Origin of the sequence: Paenibacillus vandeheii (genome assembly GCF_030433635.1) — a bacterium.
In the GTDB taxonomy this organism is placed as follows: domain Bacteria; phylum Bacillota; class Bacilli; order Paenibacillales; family Paenibacillaceae; genus Paenibacillus; species Paenibacillus vandeheii.
Window position 1 is genome coordinate 454,485 of record NZ_JAROCD010000001.1, and the last position, 16,591, is coordinate 471,075.

Genomic DNA, 16,591 nt, shown 5'->3' on the forward strand with positions numbered 1-16,591 from the left:
GGGGTGAAGGCATTGCGACATTGGGTAGGACGGAAAGTAGCCGTATATCGTGCAACCGGCATACGAGAGCCACTGAAAGGAACGCTGGTCGAGTGGGATGAAGAAGCGGATTGTGTACGAATCGGACCGAAACGGATCAAGGTATCGTTCGACAATATCGCAATGATCCGGCCTCTGCCTGAAGAGAGCCTTCCCTTAAAAAAAGCGCGTTCCGAGGTGCATAAGGTTGGATATGTGATGAAAAAGGCCGTACAGTTTGAAAATGCCATCTATTTCAAATCACAGGTTATGATTTGGCGTCGGGCCAAAATTGTAGCATTATCCACAACGATTTTACGCCATGACGATGATCAGGTTGAGCTTGCAGACGGCCGGATTCTTCGCAAGGACAAGCATATGTTTGTGGTACGCTCACGACGTGGAATACGATAAGTCACTCATATTTAATATTCATTTCATGCAAAGATCATATGGATTTAATGTTCGGCCTTTATAGTAAACAGTATAACAACCCCTTCTAAATGATGTGTATGAATTATGGGAGCCCGGCCGGCTGCAAACGGCCGGGTTTTTTTTATTCACATGTGTATGAGGAGTGATGTAACATAGTATTTACATTCATGTTATACACTAATGAAATAGTTAATGAGAAGGAGTGAAACCCATTGAAACGTATATGTGTTTTTGCAGGCTCCAATCCGGGAAATCACCCCGATTACACACAGCAGGCTATTAAATTGGGTAAACAGATCGCGGATAACGGGTACGCACTCGTCTATGGCGGTTCTTGTATGGGACTAATGGGTGCGGTCGCCGATGCTGCTCTGGAACAGGGTGGGGAAGTGATTGGCGTCATGCCAACTGGCCTGTTCCGGGGAGAGGTCGTACATGGAGGTCTTACGCAGCTGATTGAAGTGGGAACGATGCATGAACGCAAGGCGACGATGGCCGAGCTGTCCGACGGATTTGTGGCGCTTCCTGGCGGTATGGGAACATTTGAAGAATTGTTCGAGGTTCTTTGCTGGGCCCAAATCGGCATACATCGTAAACCTGTGGGTCTGATAAATGTAAACGGATATTATGAGCCGCTGATGAAAATGGTTGAGCACAGCGTGCAGGAAGGGTTCTCCAATACTTCACATCTCAGTCTATGGAGCCTGGAATCGGACCCGGCTGAGCTGTTGAACCGGATGTCATCCTATATTCCGGCCCAGTTGACCCAGAAGTGGTCACAGCTTCAAGATAAATAACTACCTGCTCCAGCGGAAACTTTCCAGTGTGCCCAATCAAGTTCCCTCCCCAAACATAGTCTATAGTGTACTTTCTTAAAAGAGGGGAGTGTCACTCATGAGCGAAATCAAAGGCACAGGATACGGTTGCGGATACGGCGGCTTTGGCGGTGGAGCTTGGACATCAACAGGCGCGATTCTGGTGTTGTTCATCCTGCTCGTTATCATCTCTCGTACATTCATTCTGTAATTCGATCAGCCATTCCGGGACGGTGACTTCATCGCCGTGGCAGTACCCGATGAAGAAATGGCCTTTCCAAAGAGACGTCGGTGGTGCTGGCGTCTCAGGGGAACGGTTTTTTTGTTTGCCGCAAAAAGAAAACTCTGTCTCCATGGAAAAGAGATACAGAGTTGAGGAAGGAAGCTAGAAAGTTACAACTGTACCGGTACTGCTTGGCAGGAAAAGTGTTTTCCAGGCAATGTATAGCCCAATGGCGGCAGCAATAAGAACCAATATAGCAGCGACAAATGCTAGCTGATCCAGTCCATGCTGTGTTTCAAAAGTGGAGGATTGATCGCTCGTTTGGTCAGATGCAGCCATGCCTCGAATGGACGCCCGCGTTATGCTTTGGCGTGATTTGGGGGGAGTTCGTGGTCTACTGCCCGGTCTGCCCGATCGGTTTTTGACAGGAGTCTTGGGCAATAGAACATGATTGGAGTAAGATTTGGAAGATACGGATTTCTTTTTCGTTAGGGGTTTCAATGGGCAACCTCCTTACAGCGGAGTGCAGATATCTATGACTGATACTATGTTATGTCTGCTCTACAGATTGAGTTCGCAAAATGAGTGAATCCCCAGGTCTTCAATCCTATGTCCTATACACGGACGGAGCATACAATTAAACCCTCTGTTAATACAGGTATGACAAACTGCGTATATAGTGAGAATCATAGAGTTCATGTTACACTCAGGAGGCGCTGGAATGAGAAGAATTGAGAATATCGCCCATAGGGGAGCATCTGCCGTATGCCCCGAGAATACGATGGTTGCGTTTGAACGCAGCTTGGAACTTGGAGCGACTGGCATTGAAACGGACGTACAGTTGTCCAGTGATGGTACACTGGTGTTGATACATGATGAGACGTTAAGCCGCACGGCTGGAGCAGAAGGCTGGGTTAAAGATAAATCGGTTGAAGAATTGCGTACTCTTGACGCAGGCGCTTGGTTCCATGCTGATTTTGCTGGAGAACGTATTCCATCTTTGGATGAATTATTTGATCTGGTTCGAGGCAAAAACATTCTACTTAACCTGGAATTGAAAAATGGTATTATTAGTTATAAGGGAATGGAAGAAAAGATTATTCAAGCGATTCGGGATTGGGACATGGAGCAGCAGGTGATTTTATCCAGCTTCAATCATGCTTCATTAGTAAGATGCAAACGTCTTGCCCCTGAGATTCGCACAGCACTTCTATATATGGAAAAGCTCTACCGCCCATATGATTATGCTGCCAGACTGGAAGCCTCTGCGCTGCATCCCTACAAGCTGGCTGTAACACGTGAAGAAGTTATTGCTGCGCTGGCTCAGGGAATTGCAACACATCCGTTCACAGTAAATGATCCTGCCGAAATGCAGGAACTGATTGACATGGGCGTGCAAGCGATTATTACCGATGTGCCTGATGTTCTGGCAGCACTGACTGCGGTACAGGCTCGTTAAGAATTACACCAATACAAGTGAAGTTAGTCCAAAATAAAGTGGGAATTGCCGACGAATAACTCGTTTGCAGTTCCTTTTTTGCGTGGTAGATCGTAAATCAAGGTGCTGTATTCCGAGCTACGATGCTTCGTGCAGCCCTTTTTACGTACAAAAATTCATTTATGCAATAAACTTGTCCCATTTGTCCATTGCCAGAGACAGTTCGTTGACATACAATGATCTATGGGAATGAGAATCAATATCATTATCAGTTTTGTATTAATAGAGAGGTGATTGTTATGTACATAGGATCTGTCTACACCACTCATAACAAGGGTGGAGACATATGAGCTCGAAAGTTTCATCGGAAAATCAGCCTGCGGAATCACCGACAGCCAAAATACACACTCGTCCCTGGGCTGCCACATTGATCCTGACCGGGGGGATTCTGCTGCTCGCGCTGGGGATGGCGTTGTCCATTTCGTTTGGTGCCGCAGATATCAAGCTGGGCGTTGTATGGCAGGCGATTTTCAACTTCAATCCTGATCTGACTCCGCATCAGATCATATGGGAGATTCGGTTACCGCGTATTCTGGGCGGAGCGATGGTTGGTGCCTGCTTCGCTGTAGCTGGTGCGATTATGCAGGGGATGACCCGTAACCCGCTGGCAGATTCGGGGTTGCTCGGATTGAATGCTGGCGCAGGATTTGCGCTCGCTATCTGCTTTGCCTTCTTCCCGGGCATGCCATATATGTATATCATTTTGTACTCCTTCGTCGGGGCAGGACTTGGGGTATTGCTAGTCTATGGTTTCGGTGCTGCGTCCAAATCTGGACTTACACCTCTCCGGCTCGTTCTCGCGGGAGCGGCAGTATCTGCCATGTTGTCCGCGCTGAGTGAAGGGATTGCGTTATATTTCAAAATTGGACAAGACCTCGCATTCTGGACAGCGGGCGGTGTGGCCGGGACGAAGTGGTCCCAGTTGGAAGTCATGTTCCCATGGGTTTTGGCTGCGCTTATTGCAGGGATTATTATCTCTCGTTCCATCACGCTGCTTAGCTTGGGAGAAGACATCGCCGTTGGATTGGGTCAACGTACTGGCCTGATCAAGCTGGTTGGTCTGGTTGTCGTACTGATTCTCGCAGGTACAGCCGTATCCGTGGTTGGTGCGGTTGGTTTTGTAGGACTCATCATTCCCCATCTGACTCGTAAATTGGTTGGGGTCGATTATCGCTGGATTATTCCATGTTCCGCAGTGATGGGCAGTCTGCTGCTTGTGTTCGCGGATCTGGCTGCACGTATGATTAACCCGCCATACGAGACGCCGATTGGCGCCCTGGTTGCCCTGATTGGGGTACCTTTCTTCCTCTATCTGGCGCGTAAAGAAAGGAGGACGCTGTAACGATGGAATCCTCAACTCTGGTTGGAGCGGAACGCAAAAAGAGAACAAAAAGCACCATTGTCTTGATTGTGCTTGGTGCGTTGATTATTACAGCTTTTATTATCAGTATGAATACAGGCTTCACTCGGCTTTCTCCACTTGAGGTCATGCGTACCTTGTTTGGTGGTGGGACGGCTAAGCAGGAACTCATCCTGTTTGAATTCCGTTTGCCGCGTATCGTCATTTCGGTTTTGGTCGGTGCGGGACTTGCTCTGTCCGGCTGTATTTTGCAGGGAGTGTCCCGAAATCCTCTGGCTGATCCAGGGATTCTCGGCATCAACGCTGGAGCCGGATTGGTTGTTATGCTGTTCGTTTCCTTTTTCCCGACAACGACGGCTGCTCCCGTATTTTTACTGCCGATCCTGGCCCTTATTGGGGCAACCTTTGCTGCCTTCCTGATTTATGTGCTCTCTTACAAAAAGGGAGAAGGTCTCATGCCTACGCGCATGCTGCTTACAGGGATTGGTGTAGCAGCAGGGATTAGCTCTGCCATGATCGTGCTTACTCTTCGGCTGAGCCCGGAGAAGTATCAATTTGTGGCGACCTGGATGGCAGGAAGCATCTGGGGTTCGAATTGGAAATTCGTTAAGGCGTTACTGCCATTTCTCCTGGTGCTGGTACCGCTTGTCCTGTACAAGGCCCGTGTGCTCAATGTACTGAACCTTGGGGATCAAACAGCGAGCGGTCTTGGCGCTCCGGTTGAGCGTGAAAGACTGATCCTGCTCGCTGCTGCCGTGGGACTGGCCGGATCTTGCGTATCCGTCAGTGGCGGAATTGGTTTTGTGGGTCTGATCGGTCCACATCTGGCCCGTCGTCTCGTGGGGCCGAAGCATCAGTTCCTTTTGCCTGCATCCGCATTGGTCGGTTCATTGCTTGTGCTTGTTGCAGATACGCTCGGGCGTGTCATTTTACAGCCTTCTGAGATTCCGGCAGGGATTCTGGTTGCCATCATTGGAGCCCCATACTTCCTGTATCTCTTGAGCAAAACGAAATAGAAAGCAATCATGTGGTATGGTTGCTATAAGGAGGGCTTCAGCCCATGCTTCGCCGTTTCTTTGCCTATTACAGGCCGTACAAAAAGCTGTTCATTCTGGACTTTAGCTGCGCGATTTTCGTAGCTCTGCTGGAGCTGGCCTTCCCGCTGGCAGTCAATCGAGTCGTGGATGACCTGTTGCCAGGGGGCCGCTGGGACTGGATTTTATGGGCGTGTCTTGCACTGCTCGCGATCTATCTGTTAAGCTCGTTCCTTAACTTTGTGGTGACCTATTGGGGACATAAACTTGGGATTAACATCGAGACCGATATGCGTAAGGCGCTCTTCAATCATGTACAGAAGCTGTCGTTCCGTTTCTTTGACAATACCAAAACTGGGCACCTGGTCTCCCGCATGACCAATGATCTGATGGATATCGGGGAGATTGCCCACCATGGTCCGGAGGATGCCTTTATTGCGGTGATGACCTTGATTGGTGCATTCAGCATTATGATGAGCATTAATGGAAATCTGGCCGTGTTAACATTTATCATCGTACCGCTCATTATTTATCTTTCCCTGTATTTTGGCAGCAAGATGTCCAAGGCCTTTAGCCGAATGTTCGGGGATATTGCGGACTTCAATGCACGTGTAGAAAACAATGTAAGTGGTATCCGCGTTGTTCAGGCTTTTGCCAATGAAGAACATGAAAAAGCTCAATTCGCTGTAAACAACAGTCGTTTCCGCCAAACGAAGCTGATTGCGTACAAAATTATGGCCTGGAACTCTTCCGTCAGTTACATGCTGATGAAGCTGGTTTCCCTCTTTGTACTCGTATGCGGCACATGGTTTGTCATTCAAGGCAGCATGAGCTATGGTCAATTTATTGCATTTATTATGCTGTCCAATGTATTCCTCACGCCGATCCAGAAGATTAACTCCGTGATTGAGACGTATCCCAAAGGGATTGCGGGTTTCAAACGTTATACGGAACTGCTCGATATGGAGCCGGATGTTGAAGACCGCCCGAGTGCCGTTAAGGTATCCCACCTGCGTGGAGATATCCGTTATGAGCAAGTGACGTTTGGTTATTCGGATCAGGAGCCTGTTCTGAAAGGAATCGATCTGAATATCCAGGCTGGTGAAACGGTGGCCCTGGTTGGACCATCTGGTGCAGGGAAAACAACGTTGTGCAGTCTGCTGCCTCGTTTCTATGATGTGCTGGAAGGTCGCATCACGATCGATGGTCAGGAGATTCAGGACATGACGCTGGATTCATTGCGCAGCCAGATCGGGATTGTTCAGCAGGATGTGTTCCTGTTCGATGGGAGTATCCGGGAGAACATTGCCTACGGCAAGCTGAATGCATCCGAAGACGAAATCTGGATGGCCGCTCGCCGTGCACAGATGGAAACACTGATACTATCCATGCCGGAAGGGCTGGATACGTTAATTGGTGAACGCGGCGTGAAGTTGTCCGGTGGACAAAAACAACGTTTGTCGATTGCTCGCATGTTCCTGAAGAATCCACCGATTCTCATTTTGGACGAAGCCACATCTGCACTCGACACGGAAACCGAAGCTGCAATCCAGCAATCGCTTGCTGAATTGTCTGAAGGACGGACTACCCTGGTCATTGCCCACAGATTGGCTACCATCAAAAATGCGGATCGCATTATTGTTGTTGCCGAGCAGGGAATTACGGAGCAGGGCAGACATGAGGAGTTGCTTGCAGCGGGTGGAGTTTACAGCCGCCTGCATTATGCACAGTTTGGTGCCTGAACGTAACACGGTGTGTTTTGTAACAACTAAATAATGATGAAAATAACGCCCTTCGTCTACTACTCTACAGGAGTAAGAACCGAGGCGTTATTTTGCTTTTTAATCTGTCCATACTGCTCCTGTTGGCAAGGTCTGTGAAAATAATGCGTTTGCGTTTGGCATGTACCAGAATGTCTGCTTTGTGAGCCGGAAAACGTATAAATGTTGCTATCCTTTTGTACTGGTTTGCTTAAGTTGGGTTGGTGGTAATATTCATTAAAAGGGTACCAAATTTGCATGCTGCTTTTATCGTTAAGGTTCATGCTTAGGGAGGGGAACATCGATATGCTATACATTTTCATAACTTGGCTAATATTGATTTTATCGCTGATTATCCTGGCTCAAGGCATCCAGAAGAACTCCGAAGATGGCGGGGAATTGGTTTATAAACGTTGGGGCGGATGGCTGATCGGACTTTTTGTTGTAGGCAGCGTGCCTTTGGGGTTTGCGTTATATACGGAGCTACGCGGGGGCTATATTGGGGCCAACATCGGGTTGGGACTGGCTTTGTTTTTTACCTGGGGATTATGTGCGCTTTTGTTATGTGTGGCATTGATTATATGGGTTAGGTACTGGTACAAGAGGAATAGAGTAGAGTAATTGATGTAGCCAGCACAGTTGTTGAATTACATTTATTGGAAACCTTTATCATATGTGAAACGTCAGAGTTAGAAAGAGGCAGTGAATAGAGGGGATATACACATGTTCAATGTTCGTATAGTGCTCATATCGTTCTCGGTCTTGATATTATGTCTTACAGGATGTACCGGGCAAAACGAATGTGAGACGCATGTTCAAGCGGATGCACAGAGAGAAAAAGGCTTCACTGGTTATGTGGTTGACCGCAAAGATGATTCCATCCTTGTTGTTGATCCTGTATATGAAGATTTAAGTGCCAATGGGGGAGCAGATCGGTATTATCCGGCAAAATGGTTCTCCAATGCGCCTGATCCACAGATCGGCTCATACGTTGAGATCTGGACGGATGGTGGTCCGGAAAACCAGCCTTACCCTGGGCAGGCGAAAGCAGAAACGATTGCTGTATCTTGTCCGGCCACTCCAGATGGTGCTTACATGAGTGAGGCTGACGCGGTTCGGGGTGGGCTCTATTCATCAGATGGAGAGAAAGTTCGTATTCCCGTGATCAAGGATGTCAATTTCGATGAGGATTCAAATACATGGACCATTCGGATACGAGATGCGATGTCAACGACAGATAGTGAGAATGAGATTAATGTGCAAGTAGATGATGTAGAGCCAGTGGGGGAGCAAAAGTAAGAATGATGGAATTCATTTATGGAGTTAGAAGTAGAAGAGAGGAAATCTGTATGGATATTAGGGAATGGCTTCCCCGAGACAAGCATGATTTTGAAGCGGTGCGTAAGTTAAGTAAATGTAGTGATGCAGAATTTAAGGAGATCATTCCCGAACTTATGGAGTGGTTACAAGATGGAAATTGGCCCATTTCTAAATCCGTCGAAGATTTACTTTTGAGATTTGGAGAAGAACTAATTCCTCATATAAAAAATGTTTTTAAAACAAAAGATCCACAGTGGGAATATTTTATGCTGACGCGACTAATTAGTAGATAGCCTTCTAAGTATTTGGTTTTGTTGAACGAAGATTAGAAAGATTATTAAAAAATCCTACGGAAGATGAGATGCTTGAGGAATTGGATGAGGTTATAGTGCCGCTACTGAATAAAATACAATAACAAGCAGTTCAGTGATTCAGGAAAGTTCATACTGAAGAGCAGCCCTTAACAACCTTGAACGGCTTAACGCCTTTCAGGGGTGTTTTTTTGTCAAACATATAACTTGAGTAATATTTTTCTGAGTTGAACTGAGATCCACTTGTGTTTAATTTGGAAACCACAAAAAAACGAACGTATGTTTTACAAATGAATTGACTTTTTGTTGCTACAATAATATATTTATTATGGACACAAAAAGTGGGGTGAAGCGATGTCGTCCAAAAAGATGGGGCGTCCACTATCTGACAATCCCAAAAGTGAATTAATTCGAGTACGTGCCGATCAGGCCATTCTGAGTAAGCTTGATGCTTGCACCGAAAAGCTGAACACCACTCGCTCGGATGTTATTCGTAAAGGGATTGAGAAGATCTACGACGAGCTCCAAAAATAAAAAAAGGAAGCAGCGTGAGTCCCGAGAAGAACACCGCTACTTCCTATCCCGCAATCACTATGAGAATGAGCTGACTGCATAAATATCCTACCATGTGCAGAAGGCTCATTCAAGTCGATGCGATTACATTCCTAGGAGGATGCACATGAATTCGATTTTGGAAGCACTTTATAGTGGACGACTTCGCCCGGATGAGACGATGATGCCAACTCATCCTGAATATCAAATGTTGGGTCGACAAATTGCAGTTATGACAGAACAATGGAAGAATCGATTGAGCGAGGAAGAATTCCGTGAGCTTGAACAGTTGTTTGACTTGTGTGGTCAATGTGATGGTATGCATAGCGAAGCTGCATTTGTTCAGGGGTTTAGGTTGGGAGCTAACATGCTGATTGAAGTGATGAGTCGACGTGAAGAGTCAGTTCTGGCGACTTCATAGGCTTCTGAGTGAACATGAGTTAAGTTTTACTTCAAATATGCACATACAAAAACAAGCCCTCGATCCTGCCACCAAAGCAGCAAAATCCGAGGGCTTTATCTATTTTTCATGCCATATCAACAACAACTAATACATCCACTACATAACGCTACCTTAATCCGCAATATTCCCCGCCATCTTCAGACGACGTGCAATTTCTTGGAAGTCTTCGTGAGAAATGCCTGGTGCGAATTCTTCTTCCACCGCAGGAGCTTCGGGGATCGGGAACCCTTCAGGTACGCCTTGAATGACTTCCAGCGGTTGTCCATCTTCGGGGTGTGTCCCTTTCCAGATCTGACTGATCGCAGTAAAGTCTTTATCACTATAAGTGTACAGCTTGGTGTGCAGGCCTTTTTCTTCGTATTTCCACGCTTCGTTAAAGGATTTATTACTCAGGGATGGAACCGGCACCAATTTGGTTACATTTACTCCGGTTGCAATCTCAAGCGCCTTGGCATAAGCAACCACATGCACACCGCCGCGTACCAGTAGGTAACCAACTACCGCCCGGGCTGCAGGGTGATCGGTCATTTCGTAAACTTTCATCTTATGAGTACGTGCTCCGCATTCGAGGAAAAAGTTATGCAGCAGATCTTCGACCAGATTGCCACTGTTGAAGACATGTGCGCCTGTCCATGGATTGCCCATGGAGTCGAAAGGCATGGCTCCCTGTGCACCAGCCAGGAAATGATAGGACAGACGAGCATCCTTCACGGAACCAAGCGGTGTATCATCAGGCTCTTTGTACTCGGTGGAACCTCTGAGGCATTTGTTAATGCCATGAGACACAAGCTCCACATGCCCCAATTCTTCGGCGGTGATACTCATCACCAGGTCGTAGAAGGGTTTCAATTTTTCCTTGGAGCGAAAATTAAACGATTGATAGAGGTAGTTGTTCAACGTTGACATCTCTCCGAATTTACCACCCAGCAATTCTTGGATCGCTGCCGCTGCATTCGGGTCTGGTTTCTCGACATTGGGGATTTCAATTGCGATTTCATCCATACGTTTGAACATTCGGGTGTAACCTCCTCAAAATGATTGTTCAGAATTCAGAATAATGAAGTGATGCCGTCAAGGCCTATTACACGTATATCCACTTTGCTAAACCCATAATTATGCAAATGAGGCTTTAGACGTATACTATGGAGTCTACATTTGTTATTTCCAATCTCATGTTATTTATGTACAATCAGGACGAATGAAGTATATCTGGTTGTGATGATGTTATTTAAATGAAGGAGAAACAGGAGAAATGCACAAACGTTGGTTTATGGTGGGATGGAGTGTTCTATTATTTGCAGTTTTGGGATGTCGTGATGTCACGGCATATGCAGATGCTCCGATTGAGTTGGATCAACAAACACGAGATGCAATTGCAGAAAAGTACGGTTTGGAAAAGCCGGAAGATCCACCACCGCGAAATCTGTTATTGGAGGGTGACTGGGGGATAAGCTTCAGTTCTCCAATCGAACGGTATAAGATGGCGGTAAGTACAGTTCAAACGCTCCAGCAACCGGTTACGGTTATCCTTCGTTTACTGGTGTAAAATAAACTTCTACAGGGCAGGCTAACGTAAACGTTGCCCAAGGAGTGAATGATATGAGAATGCTCATTGTTGCACTGATCACGGTGGTACTAAGTTTAAGTGGACTAACAACAAGTTCAGCAACCGCGATCCCTGATTATGCGAAGTGGGGAATCATTGCAGTGAAGGAAACGCAAACCAAGTACAATGTGGACATTTTGGATTACAAGCATATCGGCCGCACCTCGCTCACAGCAGACCAATCCCGTGAACAGTTCAAGTTATGGGTACGTAATAAAGAGGGCAAACAATTTGCTGTATATGTGAATGTTGATTTTAATCCGTCTACCCAGCAGCTGAAAAAAGTACAATTCACGGAATCAGATCGAAAATGAGGCCATATAACAGTAGCACGAAAGGTTTATAGATTGATTGCTTGCTTAGCAAGCTGAATAAGAACCAGACTTCCCTATAAAAAGGAGGGAGTCTGGTTTTTTTAATTTCAAAAAATCCTTTTTTTAGTTGTTGAATAAAGAACTTATGTTCGCATATAATAATAAAACAAACACATGTTCTTATTGGAGGGATGATTATGCTAGGAAAATATATTGGTCAGATGGTGGAACTCGTCTACATGGATCGTGCAGGGCATATTACACAGCGGCAGATTCGAATCAACAGTGTACGAGGAGGGATGATTAGAGCATCCGCAGGAAAAGAAGGGGCCCCCCGAACATTTCTGGAACAAGGTATTCTGGCATGGCGTCCCGTTCTCCATAAGGAAGGGAAGGAAGAAATATGCTGAATGATTTTGAGCGCAAAATTTTGCGTATTATTGTTAATTATGCAGGGCAGCGTCGCCGAGTGCCTCGAATGGATGAGCTGGAGAATAAGACAGGAAGAAGCAAGGCGTTCATTCACGAGTCATTGCTGGAGCTTGAGCGCAGGCAACATATTGTGTGGGAGAACAAGTCTACACTGGAAGGCATATTAATTCTTCAGGCATGGGAGCAGGAACCACAACCCATTCGCAAAAGCCAGCCTGCTGGCGATGCCGTGAAATATTTTACCGAATATTAGAACGTAAAAACGCCAACCCGGAAATCCGGATTGGCGCCTTGTTAAGCAGCAAGCATCTATTTTAGAAAATTGGAAGTTGATCAAGGTTATTGGTCGGGTCGCCGTCTGCGTCACCACGAATGTACATTTCACCATCTCTGCCTTTAAAGACGTTCACACCTGCAATTGATCCTGCTTTGACTTCCGCCAGTGCCTGTTGGTAATCCAGCACACGTCCAGATGAAGTTTGAAACGCCGTCAGATCGCCGTCACCATTTTTTTGTACTGCTGTGAAGCTTTCGCGTGTCGTTTGATCCATGATGTCACACTCTCCTTTATCTGACCAAATAGGAATCTGGGTTCCTCTTTAGCATGTCCGGAACAAAAAAAAGTATGCACAACATGGCTTCATATTGCACTAAAAGGATAGTTACAGGCTCTTTTGCATACGAACGTGCAGAATGTCTGCATCATAAAAAGGCTCTTCCGAGATCACTTCATATCCGAGCTTTTCATAGAACTTTTGCGCCTGACATTGGGCATCCAAAATCGAGTAAACCAATCCCAATTCGCGAGCTCGTTCTTCCATGGCTAACAGAAGTACACGACCATAGCCGAATGCACGATGAGATTGGAGCACAGCGATCCGCTGCATTTTGGCAGTATCCTTGGTGTAATAGATCAGACGCCCTGTGGCTACAGCTTGTCCATCTGTACTCAACAGTACGTGATGCACATCAGGACTGATGATATCATATTGATCAATCTCAATGTCAGCAGGCACCTGCTGCTCGATCACAAAAACATGATTGCGAATCTCCAGCGCTTTCTGGAGTTGTTCTTCAGTCGTTACATAACTAATCTCAGCTGCCAATTCCATTCCTTCTTTCTGCTCTACGCTATCAGTCTGAATTATACAAAAAAATGCTTTTCCTGTATAGTTAAGTCTGGAACATACTGGGAGAGGAGGTGCGAACCATGGGCATGGCAGGAGTGATGGCAATCACATTTTTGATGTCGGCCGGAATGATAGCTTTATTGTATTATGTGACCAAGAAGGCGTACTCCAAAAAGTGGGACGAAGACGAGTGAAATGCGATATCATGTTTCTCAGGGTAAGACTTCAACATGGCCTTGTGGGGAGTAAACATCATGCACAACAGACTTGGAATACACATCCAGCCAGACAGGCAGATCATCATCAACTTCATTGGGCTCCTTTAACTGTTGGAACTGTACCGTATGTTCATCCCGCTCTAAACTGCAACCTGCAGCAGCGCTGATTAGTATGACAAGCACAAGTAGACAGATTAAATTTTTGGCTGTTATATATAAATGTAGCTTGCGTTCTTTCTTGTTTCTCATATGGAAGTCACCTCGTCATCGAAATGGTAATCATTCCTTTATTGTGCCCAATACGGATAAAATATTACCAATAAAACGATTGACAATGAACACGGTTACTTGGTATGATACTGTTACTTGATTGGAAAACAATTAGATATCATGATCTGTTAGCTCAGCTGGGAGAGCACTATCTTGACAGGGTAGGGGTCAGTGGTTCGAGCCCACTACAGATCATACAGAAAAAACCCTTGTGTGCCAAGGGTTTGAGCGTTTAGACAGTCAAGGTGTAAAGCTCCAAATTTTGCGATTTGGGGGAGAAATGGGGGAGGATTTTTAAGTCGTTAGTTTTCTTCTTTTGGATTTCGAGAAAACTTATCGAACTTATTAGCTGACCTCTTTTTTATTTTTTTTGTAGCATGGACATATATATCAGCAGAGGTTGATAAACGGGAATGCCCCAAACGTTCCTGAATCACTTTTAAAATTGAATCAAAATTATTTTCAGATTCATCTTCAAGCAATAACGTGCCCGAGCTGTGTCTAAGCCCGTGAAATTTTATATATCGTATTTCGTGCCGGGTGCAAAATCTTCTCCACCATTTTGACGGATGTTGATAGTAATAAGGATTTCCTTCGCCATTATGAAAAACATACTGTCGATCCCCTCCAAGCCATTTTGTTCCAAGGCGCTTTCGTTCGCGAATCCATTCATCATAGTAGTCTTCTAATTCTTTCATATACCATTCTGGGAAATCTACATTTCTATGTGATGATATAGATTTGGGGCTTTTTTCTATTGCTTTTCCATTTTTAGATAAAGGAATATTGTTGTTTACCGTTAAAGTTCCTTCTTCAAAGTTTACATTCGGCCACTCTAAGGCAATTAACTCACCTCTTCGCCATCCTCCAAACATGGAACCAAGGATAAGTAGCCTCCATTTTCTTGATTCTTTGTAAAGAGCGTCTACTACCAGTTGCGCTTCCTTTTCTTCGTAATATTGTGGATTCTCTAATTTCATTAGTTGCTTTGCTCTTGCATTTTTATCTTTAGGTTTCTTGACTCCTTCCATGGGATTGGTTTCAATGTAATTCCATTCCTTCGCACGACTCAAAATGTTTTTCAATACTCTATAAATATAGCCGATCGTTCCAGCATCTAAGCCATCGGATTTCCCATCAAGTCTTGCTCCGGGTTGTTCCAAATCTTTAAGGAAATTTAGGATATGCATTGATTTTATTTCTCCTAGCTGCATGTGACCAAAACGGGGGATTAACCTGGAATCTAAATGTGTTTGGTAAACTTCCAATGTTGCTGGAGAAAGTTCATCTCTCGCGTAATTGTTGTACCAGTCCTTGAAAACAAAATCGTTAAATGTTAACTTTTCGGGTTTTACATAATTGGAAGCAAGTACTTTGTTGGTAAAGTTTCTAAGAGCGTCTTGAAGATACTCTTTTGTTTTTTTTGGGGATTTAAGTATGTCAGGATCGTCAATTGTGATCTTATCGCGTTCTCTTATTTGAGTAACCCCGTCAGCTTCATAGCCAGTAACCACAACCATTCTCCAAGTGTTTTTACCTCTTTTTTCTACATATCCCAAAAAAATCACCTCATATAAGAACGTATGTTCTATTTTTGTGTATAAAAAGACATTACTGGAGTGAAAAAGTGATGCATTTCAAGCGGAATTTTATTTCTTAGGAAAAATTTTTCTACGGTTTCTCCGCTTGAAATCTTGTTATCTCCAAGCAGTAGGATTATAGCGAAACTATTCGCCTGCCGCTCGAATTTACCAGGTAGATAGAATGACTTTTCATCAACAAAAAATCTCCCTATTCCTTTGTGCAATCTCTCATGTGCCAATTCATGTGCGCAGACAAAGCGTTTCCATTCATCTGGCAAGTCCTTATGTATACAGATATACTTTCGCTTTAGTTTTTTATAATAGAAACCACGAGTACCTTTGCCTAAATCAGCGAACATGACATTGATATTCAGATGAGCTGCAAGTTCGTAAGGGCAATTAGTTTTGTATTTAGATGTGAGTTTATCCACAATGTCACGCATAATATTTCCCCCGTGTTAGTCATCTATTGGTTTTCTTTTATTTTTCTTCTTGGCATCCCAGAACATCGCTTCCATTACTCTAATTATTTTTTCTTTGTCTTCATCCGCAATTGGAACCCCATCAAACATGACTTCTTCATCCTCTTCTAACATTCTCTTGAAATCCCGCTTGTCTTTAGAAGTTGCCCAAGGAGGGATGATTTTTCCATCTGCATTCTGCTCTACTCCTAAAAGAGAATCTACAGAAACGTTATGGATTGCTGCCAGTTTAGCTATCATTTCGATATCTGGTTTGGATATATTGTTCTCCCATGCATTATAACGTGCTCTTTTAATGTCTAATAATTCTGCCATTTGATCTTGGGTGTATGTTTTTTTGTTTCTTAATTGAGTTAATTTGTCTCCGATTTTCATAATGATCTGACAACCCCCTGAAAGTTTTGATAAAAATATTATCTAAATATGTTGACGATAATTAAATTATCAAATATAATCAGAAGTACATAAAGGAGGTGCACCAATTGATGGCTGCTAAACGTCTACTGTTTAGGCAATGTCGCGAACAAATCGGCTCTCAAGCTTTAGTTGCTTCTGAATTAAAAATTTCAACTGTCTACGTTAGAATGATTGAAAACGGAACTTTCACTCCTGGTAGAGATTTGATGTTCCGCATTGCACAACACTTTGGCAAAACCGAAAAAGAATTATTCCCAGATTACTTTGACAAAATCAAAGTTACTTAGCATCCCAAAAGCGATAAAAATATTATCTATTACGATTATAATTGATAAGTATATTATCGTCAA

The 16,591-nt window shown here is 44.6% G+C and carries 25 protein-coding genes and 1 tRNA gene; 18 read left to right on the plus strand and 8 right to left on the minus strand.

Annotated elements, in window-relative coordinates:
• Positions 1-12 precede the first annotated feature (12 nt).
• The 3 genes from P5G61_RS02010 (at position 13) to P5G61_RS02020 (ending at position 1,479) form a co-directional block, all read left to right on the plus strand.
• Entirely contained in the window at positions 13-432 is a 420-nt protein-coding gene (locus P5G61_RS02010; protein WP_192268868.1) for a hypothetical protein, read from the plus strand.
• 233 nt (positions 433-665) lie between these two features.
• On the plus strand, positions 666-1,250 hold the full coding sequence (locus P5G61_RS02015) for an LOG family protein (RefSeq protein WP_301243922.1): 585 nt from the start codon (positions 666-668) through the stop codon (positions 1,248-1,250).
• Between the two features lie 97 nt (positions 1,251-1,347).
• Positions 1,348-1,479 (plus strand): hypothetical protein, encoded by a 132-nt coding sequence (locus P5G61_RS02020; RefSeq protein ID WP_301243924.1) that lies wholly within the window; start codon positions 1,348-1,350, stop codon positions 1,477-1,479.
• Between the two features lie 174 nt (positions 1,480-1,653).
• Here P5G61_RS02020 and P5G61_RS02025 read toward each other — a convergent pair whose 3' ends face one another.
• Positions 1,654-1,992 (minus strand): hypothetical protein, encoded by a 339-nt coding sequence (locus tag P5G61_RS02025; protein WP_301243926.1) that lies wholly within the window; start codon positions 1,990-1,992, stop codon positions 1,654-1,656.
• Positions 1,993-2,212: 220 nt separating this feature from the next.
• On the opposite strand from P5G61_RS02025, the gene P5G61_RS02030 reads away from it, so the two are divergent.
• From P5G61_RS02030 to P5G61_RS02070, 9 genes are all read left to right on the plus strand, one after another.
• Positions 2,213-2,950, plus strand: a complete 738-nt coding sequence (locus P5G61_RS02030; RefSeq protein WP_301243928.1) for a glycerophosphodiester phosphodiesterase — start codon at positions 2,213-2,215, stop codon at positions 2,948-2,950.
• 325 nt (positions 2,951-3,275) lie between these two features.
• A complete protein-coding gene (locus P5G61_RS02035) occupies positions 3,276-4,331 on the plus strand; it encodes a FecCD family ABC transporter permease (RefSeq protein ID WP_024631188.1) in 1,056 nt (351 codons plus the stop codon).
• 2 nt (positions 4,332-4,333) lie between these two features.
• Positions 4,334-5,365, plus strand: coding sequence for a FecCD family ABC transporter permease (locus tag P5G61_RS02040; RefSeq protein ID WP_301243931.1), 1,032 nt, complete (start codon positions 4,334-4,336; stop codon positions 5,363-5,365).
• Between the two features lie 44 nt (positions 5,366-5,409).
• Positions 5,410-7,125, plus strand: coding sequence for an ABC transporter ATP-binding protein (locus tag P5G61_RS02045; RefSeq protein ID WP_301243933.1), 1,716 nt, complete (start codon positions 5,410-5,412; stop codon positions 7,123-7,125).
• A gap of 324 nt (positions 7,126-7,449) precedes the next feature.
• Positions 7,450-7,764: a hypothetical protein gene (locus P5G61_RS02050; RefSeq protein WP_301243935.1), complete on the plus strand. Its 315-nt coding sequence runs from the start codon at positions 7,450-7,452 to the stop codon at positions 7,762-7,764.
• 102 nt (positions 7,765-7,866) lie between these two features.
• Positions 7,867-8,442, plus strand: a complete 576-nt coding sequence (locus P5G61_RS02055) for a DUF3221 domain-containing protein (RefSeq protein WP_301243937.1) — start codon at positions 7,867-7,869, stop codon at positions 8,440-8,442.
• 2 nt (positions 8,443-8,444) lie between these two features.
• Positions 8,445-8,756 (plus strand): DUF5071 domain-containing protein, encoded by a 312-nt coding sequence (locus tag P5G61_RS02060; RefSeq protein ID WP_301243939.1) that lies wholly within the window; start codon positions 8,445-8,447, stop codon positions 8,754-8,756.
• Positions 8,757-9,128: 372 nt separating this feature from the next.
• Positions 9,129-9,308 (plus strand): CopG family transcriptional regulator, encoded by a 180-nt coding sequence (locus P5G61_RS02065; RefSeq protein WP_301243941.1) that lies wholly within the window; start codon positions 9,129-9,131, stop codon positions 9,306-9,308.
• A gap of 145 nt (positions 9,309-9,453) precedes the next feature.
• Positions 9,454-9,747, plus strand: coding sequence for a DUF6809 family protein (locus P5G61_RS02070; RefSeq protein ID WP_301243943.1), 294 nt, complete (start codon positions 9,454-9,456; stop codon positions 9,745-9,747).
• A 153-nt stretch (positions 9,748-9,900) separates the two neighbouring features.
• Here P5G61_RS02070 and P5G61_RS02075 read toward each other — a convergent pair whose 3' ends face one another.
• The gene (locus tag P5G61_RS02075) at positions 9,901-10,803 is read right to left on the minus strand and encodes a manganese catalase family protein (RefSeq protein ID WP_301243945.1); all 903 of its coding nucleotides are present in this window, start codon (positions 10,801-10,803) and stop codon (positions 9,901-9,903) included.
• A gap of 238 nt (positions 10,804-11,041) precedes the next feature.
• Between P5G61_RS02075 and P5G61_RS02080 the strand changes: the two genes are divergently transcribed.
• The 4 genes from P5G61_RS02080 (at position 11,042) to P5G61_RS02095 (ending at position 12,394) form a co-directional block, all read left to right on the plus strand.
• Positions 11,042-11,335, plus strand: coding sequence for a hypothetical protein (locus tag P5G61_RS02080; protein WP_301243947.1), 294 nt, complete (start codon positions 11,042-11,044; stop codon positions 11,333-11,335).
• A gap of 53 nt (positions 11,336-11,388) precedes the next feature.
• The gene (locus P5G61_RS02085) at positions 11,389-11,709 is read left to right on the plus strand and encodes a DUF3889 domain-containing protein (RefSeq protein ID WP_301243949.1); all 321 of its coding nucleotides are present in this window, start codon (positions 11,389-11,391) and stop codon (positions 11,707-11,709) included.
• Positions 11,710-11,906: 197 nt separating this feature from the next.
• The gene (locus P5G61_RS02090) at positions 11,907-12,119 is read left to right on the plus strand and encodes a hypothetical protein (protein WP_053784259.1); all 213 of its coding nucleotides are present in this window, start codon (positions 11,907-11,909) and stop codon (positions 12,117-12,119) included.
• Positions 12,113-12,394, plus strand: a complete 282-nt coding sequence (locus P5G61_RS02095) for a hypothetical protein (protein ID WP_079349571.1) — start codon at positions 12,113-12,115, stop codon at positions 12,392-12,394. The genes P5G61_RS02090 and P5G61_RS02095 overlap by 7 nt, the downstream gene beginning before the upstream one ends.
• A gap of 61 nt (positions 12,395-12,455) precedes the next feature.
• Here the strand turns inward: P5G61_RS02095 and P5G61_RS02100 are convergent, their stop codons facing one another.
• From P5G61_RS02100 to P5G61_RS02110, 3 genes are all read right to left on the minus strand, one after another.
• Positions 12,456-12,692 (minus strand): DUF3892 domain-containing protein, encoded by a 237-nt coding sequence (locus P5G61_RS02100; protein ID WP_024631175.1) that lies wholly within the window; start codon positions 12,690-12,692, stop codon positions 12,456-12,458.
• Positions 12,693-12,803: 111 nt separating this feature from the next.
• Positions 12,804-13,247, minus strand: a complete 444-nt coding sequence (locus tag P5G61_RS02105) for a GNAT family N-acetyltransferase (RefSeq protein WP_285078707.1) — start codon at positions 13,245-13,247, stop codon at positions 12,804-12,806.
• A 236-nt stretch (positions 13,248-13,483) separates the two neighbouring features.
• Positions 13,484-13,738 (minus strand): hypothetical protein, encoded by a 255-nt coding sequence (locus P5G61_RS02110; RefSeq protein WP_301243953.1) that lies wholly within the window; start codon positions 13,736-13,738, stop codon positions 13,484-13,486.
• A gap of 143 nt (positions 13,739-13,881) precedes the next feature.
• Here P5G61_RS02110 and P5G61_RS02115 point away from each other — a divergent pair.
• A tRNA-Val gene (locus tag P5G61_RS02115) sits at positions 13,882-13,954 on the plus strand.
• A 107-nt stretch (positions 13,955-14,061) separates the two neighbouring features.
• Here P5G61_RS02115 and P5G61_RS02120 read toward each other — a convergent pair.
• The 3 genes from P5G61_RS02120 to P5G61_RS02130 are packed head-to-tail and all read right to left on the minus strand — an operon-like array spanning position 14,062 to position 16,199.
• The gene (locus P5G61_RS02120) at positions 14,062-15,327 is read right to left on the minus strand and encodes a tyrosine-type recombinase/integrase (RefSeq protein WP_301243955.1); all 1,266 of its coding nucleotides are present in this window, start codon (positions 15,325-15,327) and stop codon (positions 14,062-14,064) included.
• 20 nt (positions 15,328-15,347) lie between these two features.
• Positions 15,348-15,785, minus strand: a complete 438-nt coding sequence (locus tag P5G61_RS02125; RefSeq protein WP_301243957.1) for an ImmA/IrrE family metallo-endopeptidase — start codon at positions 15,783-15,785, stop codon at positions 15,348-15,350.
• 15 nt (positions 15,786-15,800) lie between these two features.
• Positions 15,801-16,199 (minus strand): helix-turn-helix domain-containing protein, encoded by a 399-nt coding sequence (locus P5G61_RS02130; RefSeq protein WP_301243959.1) that lies wholly within the window; start codon positions 16,197-16,199, stop codon positions 15,801-15,803.
• Between the two features lie 110 nt (positions 16,200-16,309).
• Between P5G61_RS02130 and P5G61_RS02135 the strand changes: the two genes are divergently transcribed.
• Positions 16,310-16,528 carry a helix-turn-helix transcriptional regulator gene (locus P5G61_RS02135; RefSeq protein ID WP_301243960.1) on the plus strand — a complete coding sequence of 73 codons (219 nt, stop codon included), beginning with the start codon at positions 16,310-16,312 and terminating at the stop codon, positions 16,526-16,528.
• The last annotated feature ends 63 nt before the right edge of the window (positions 16,529-16,591 follow it).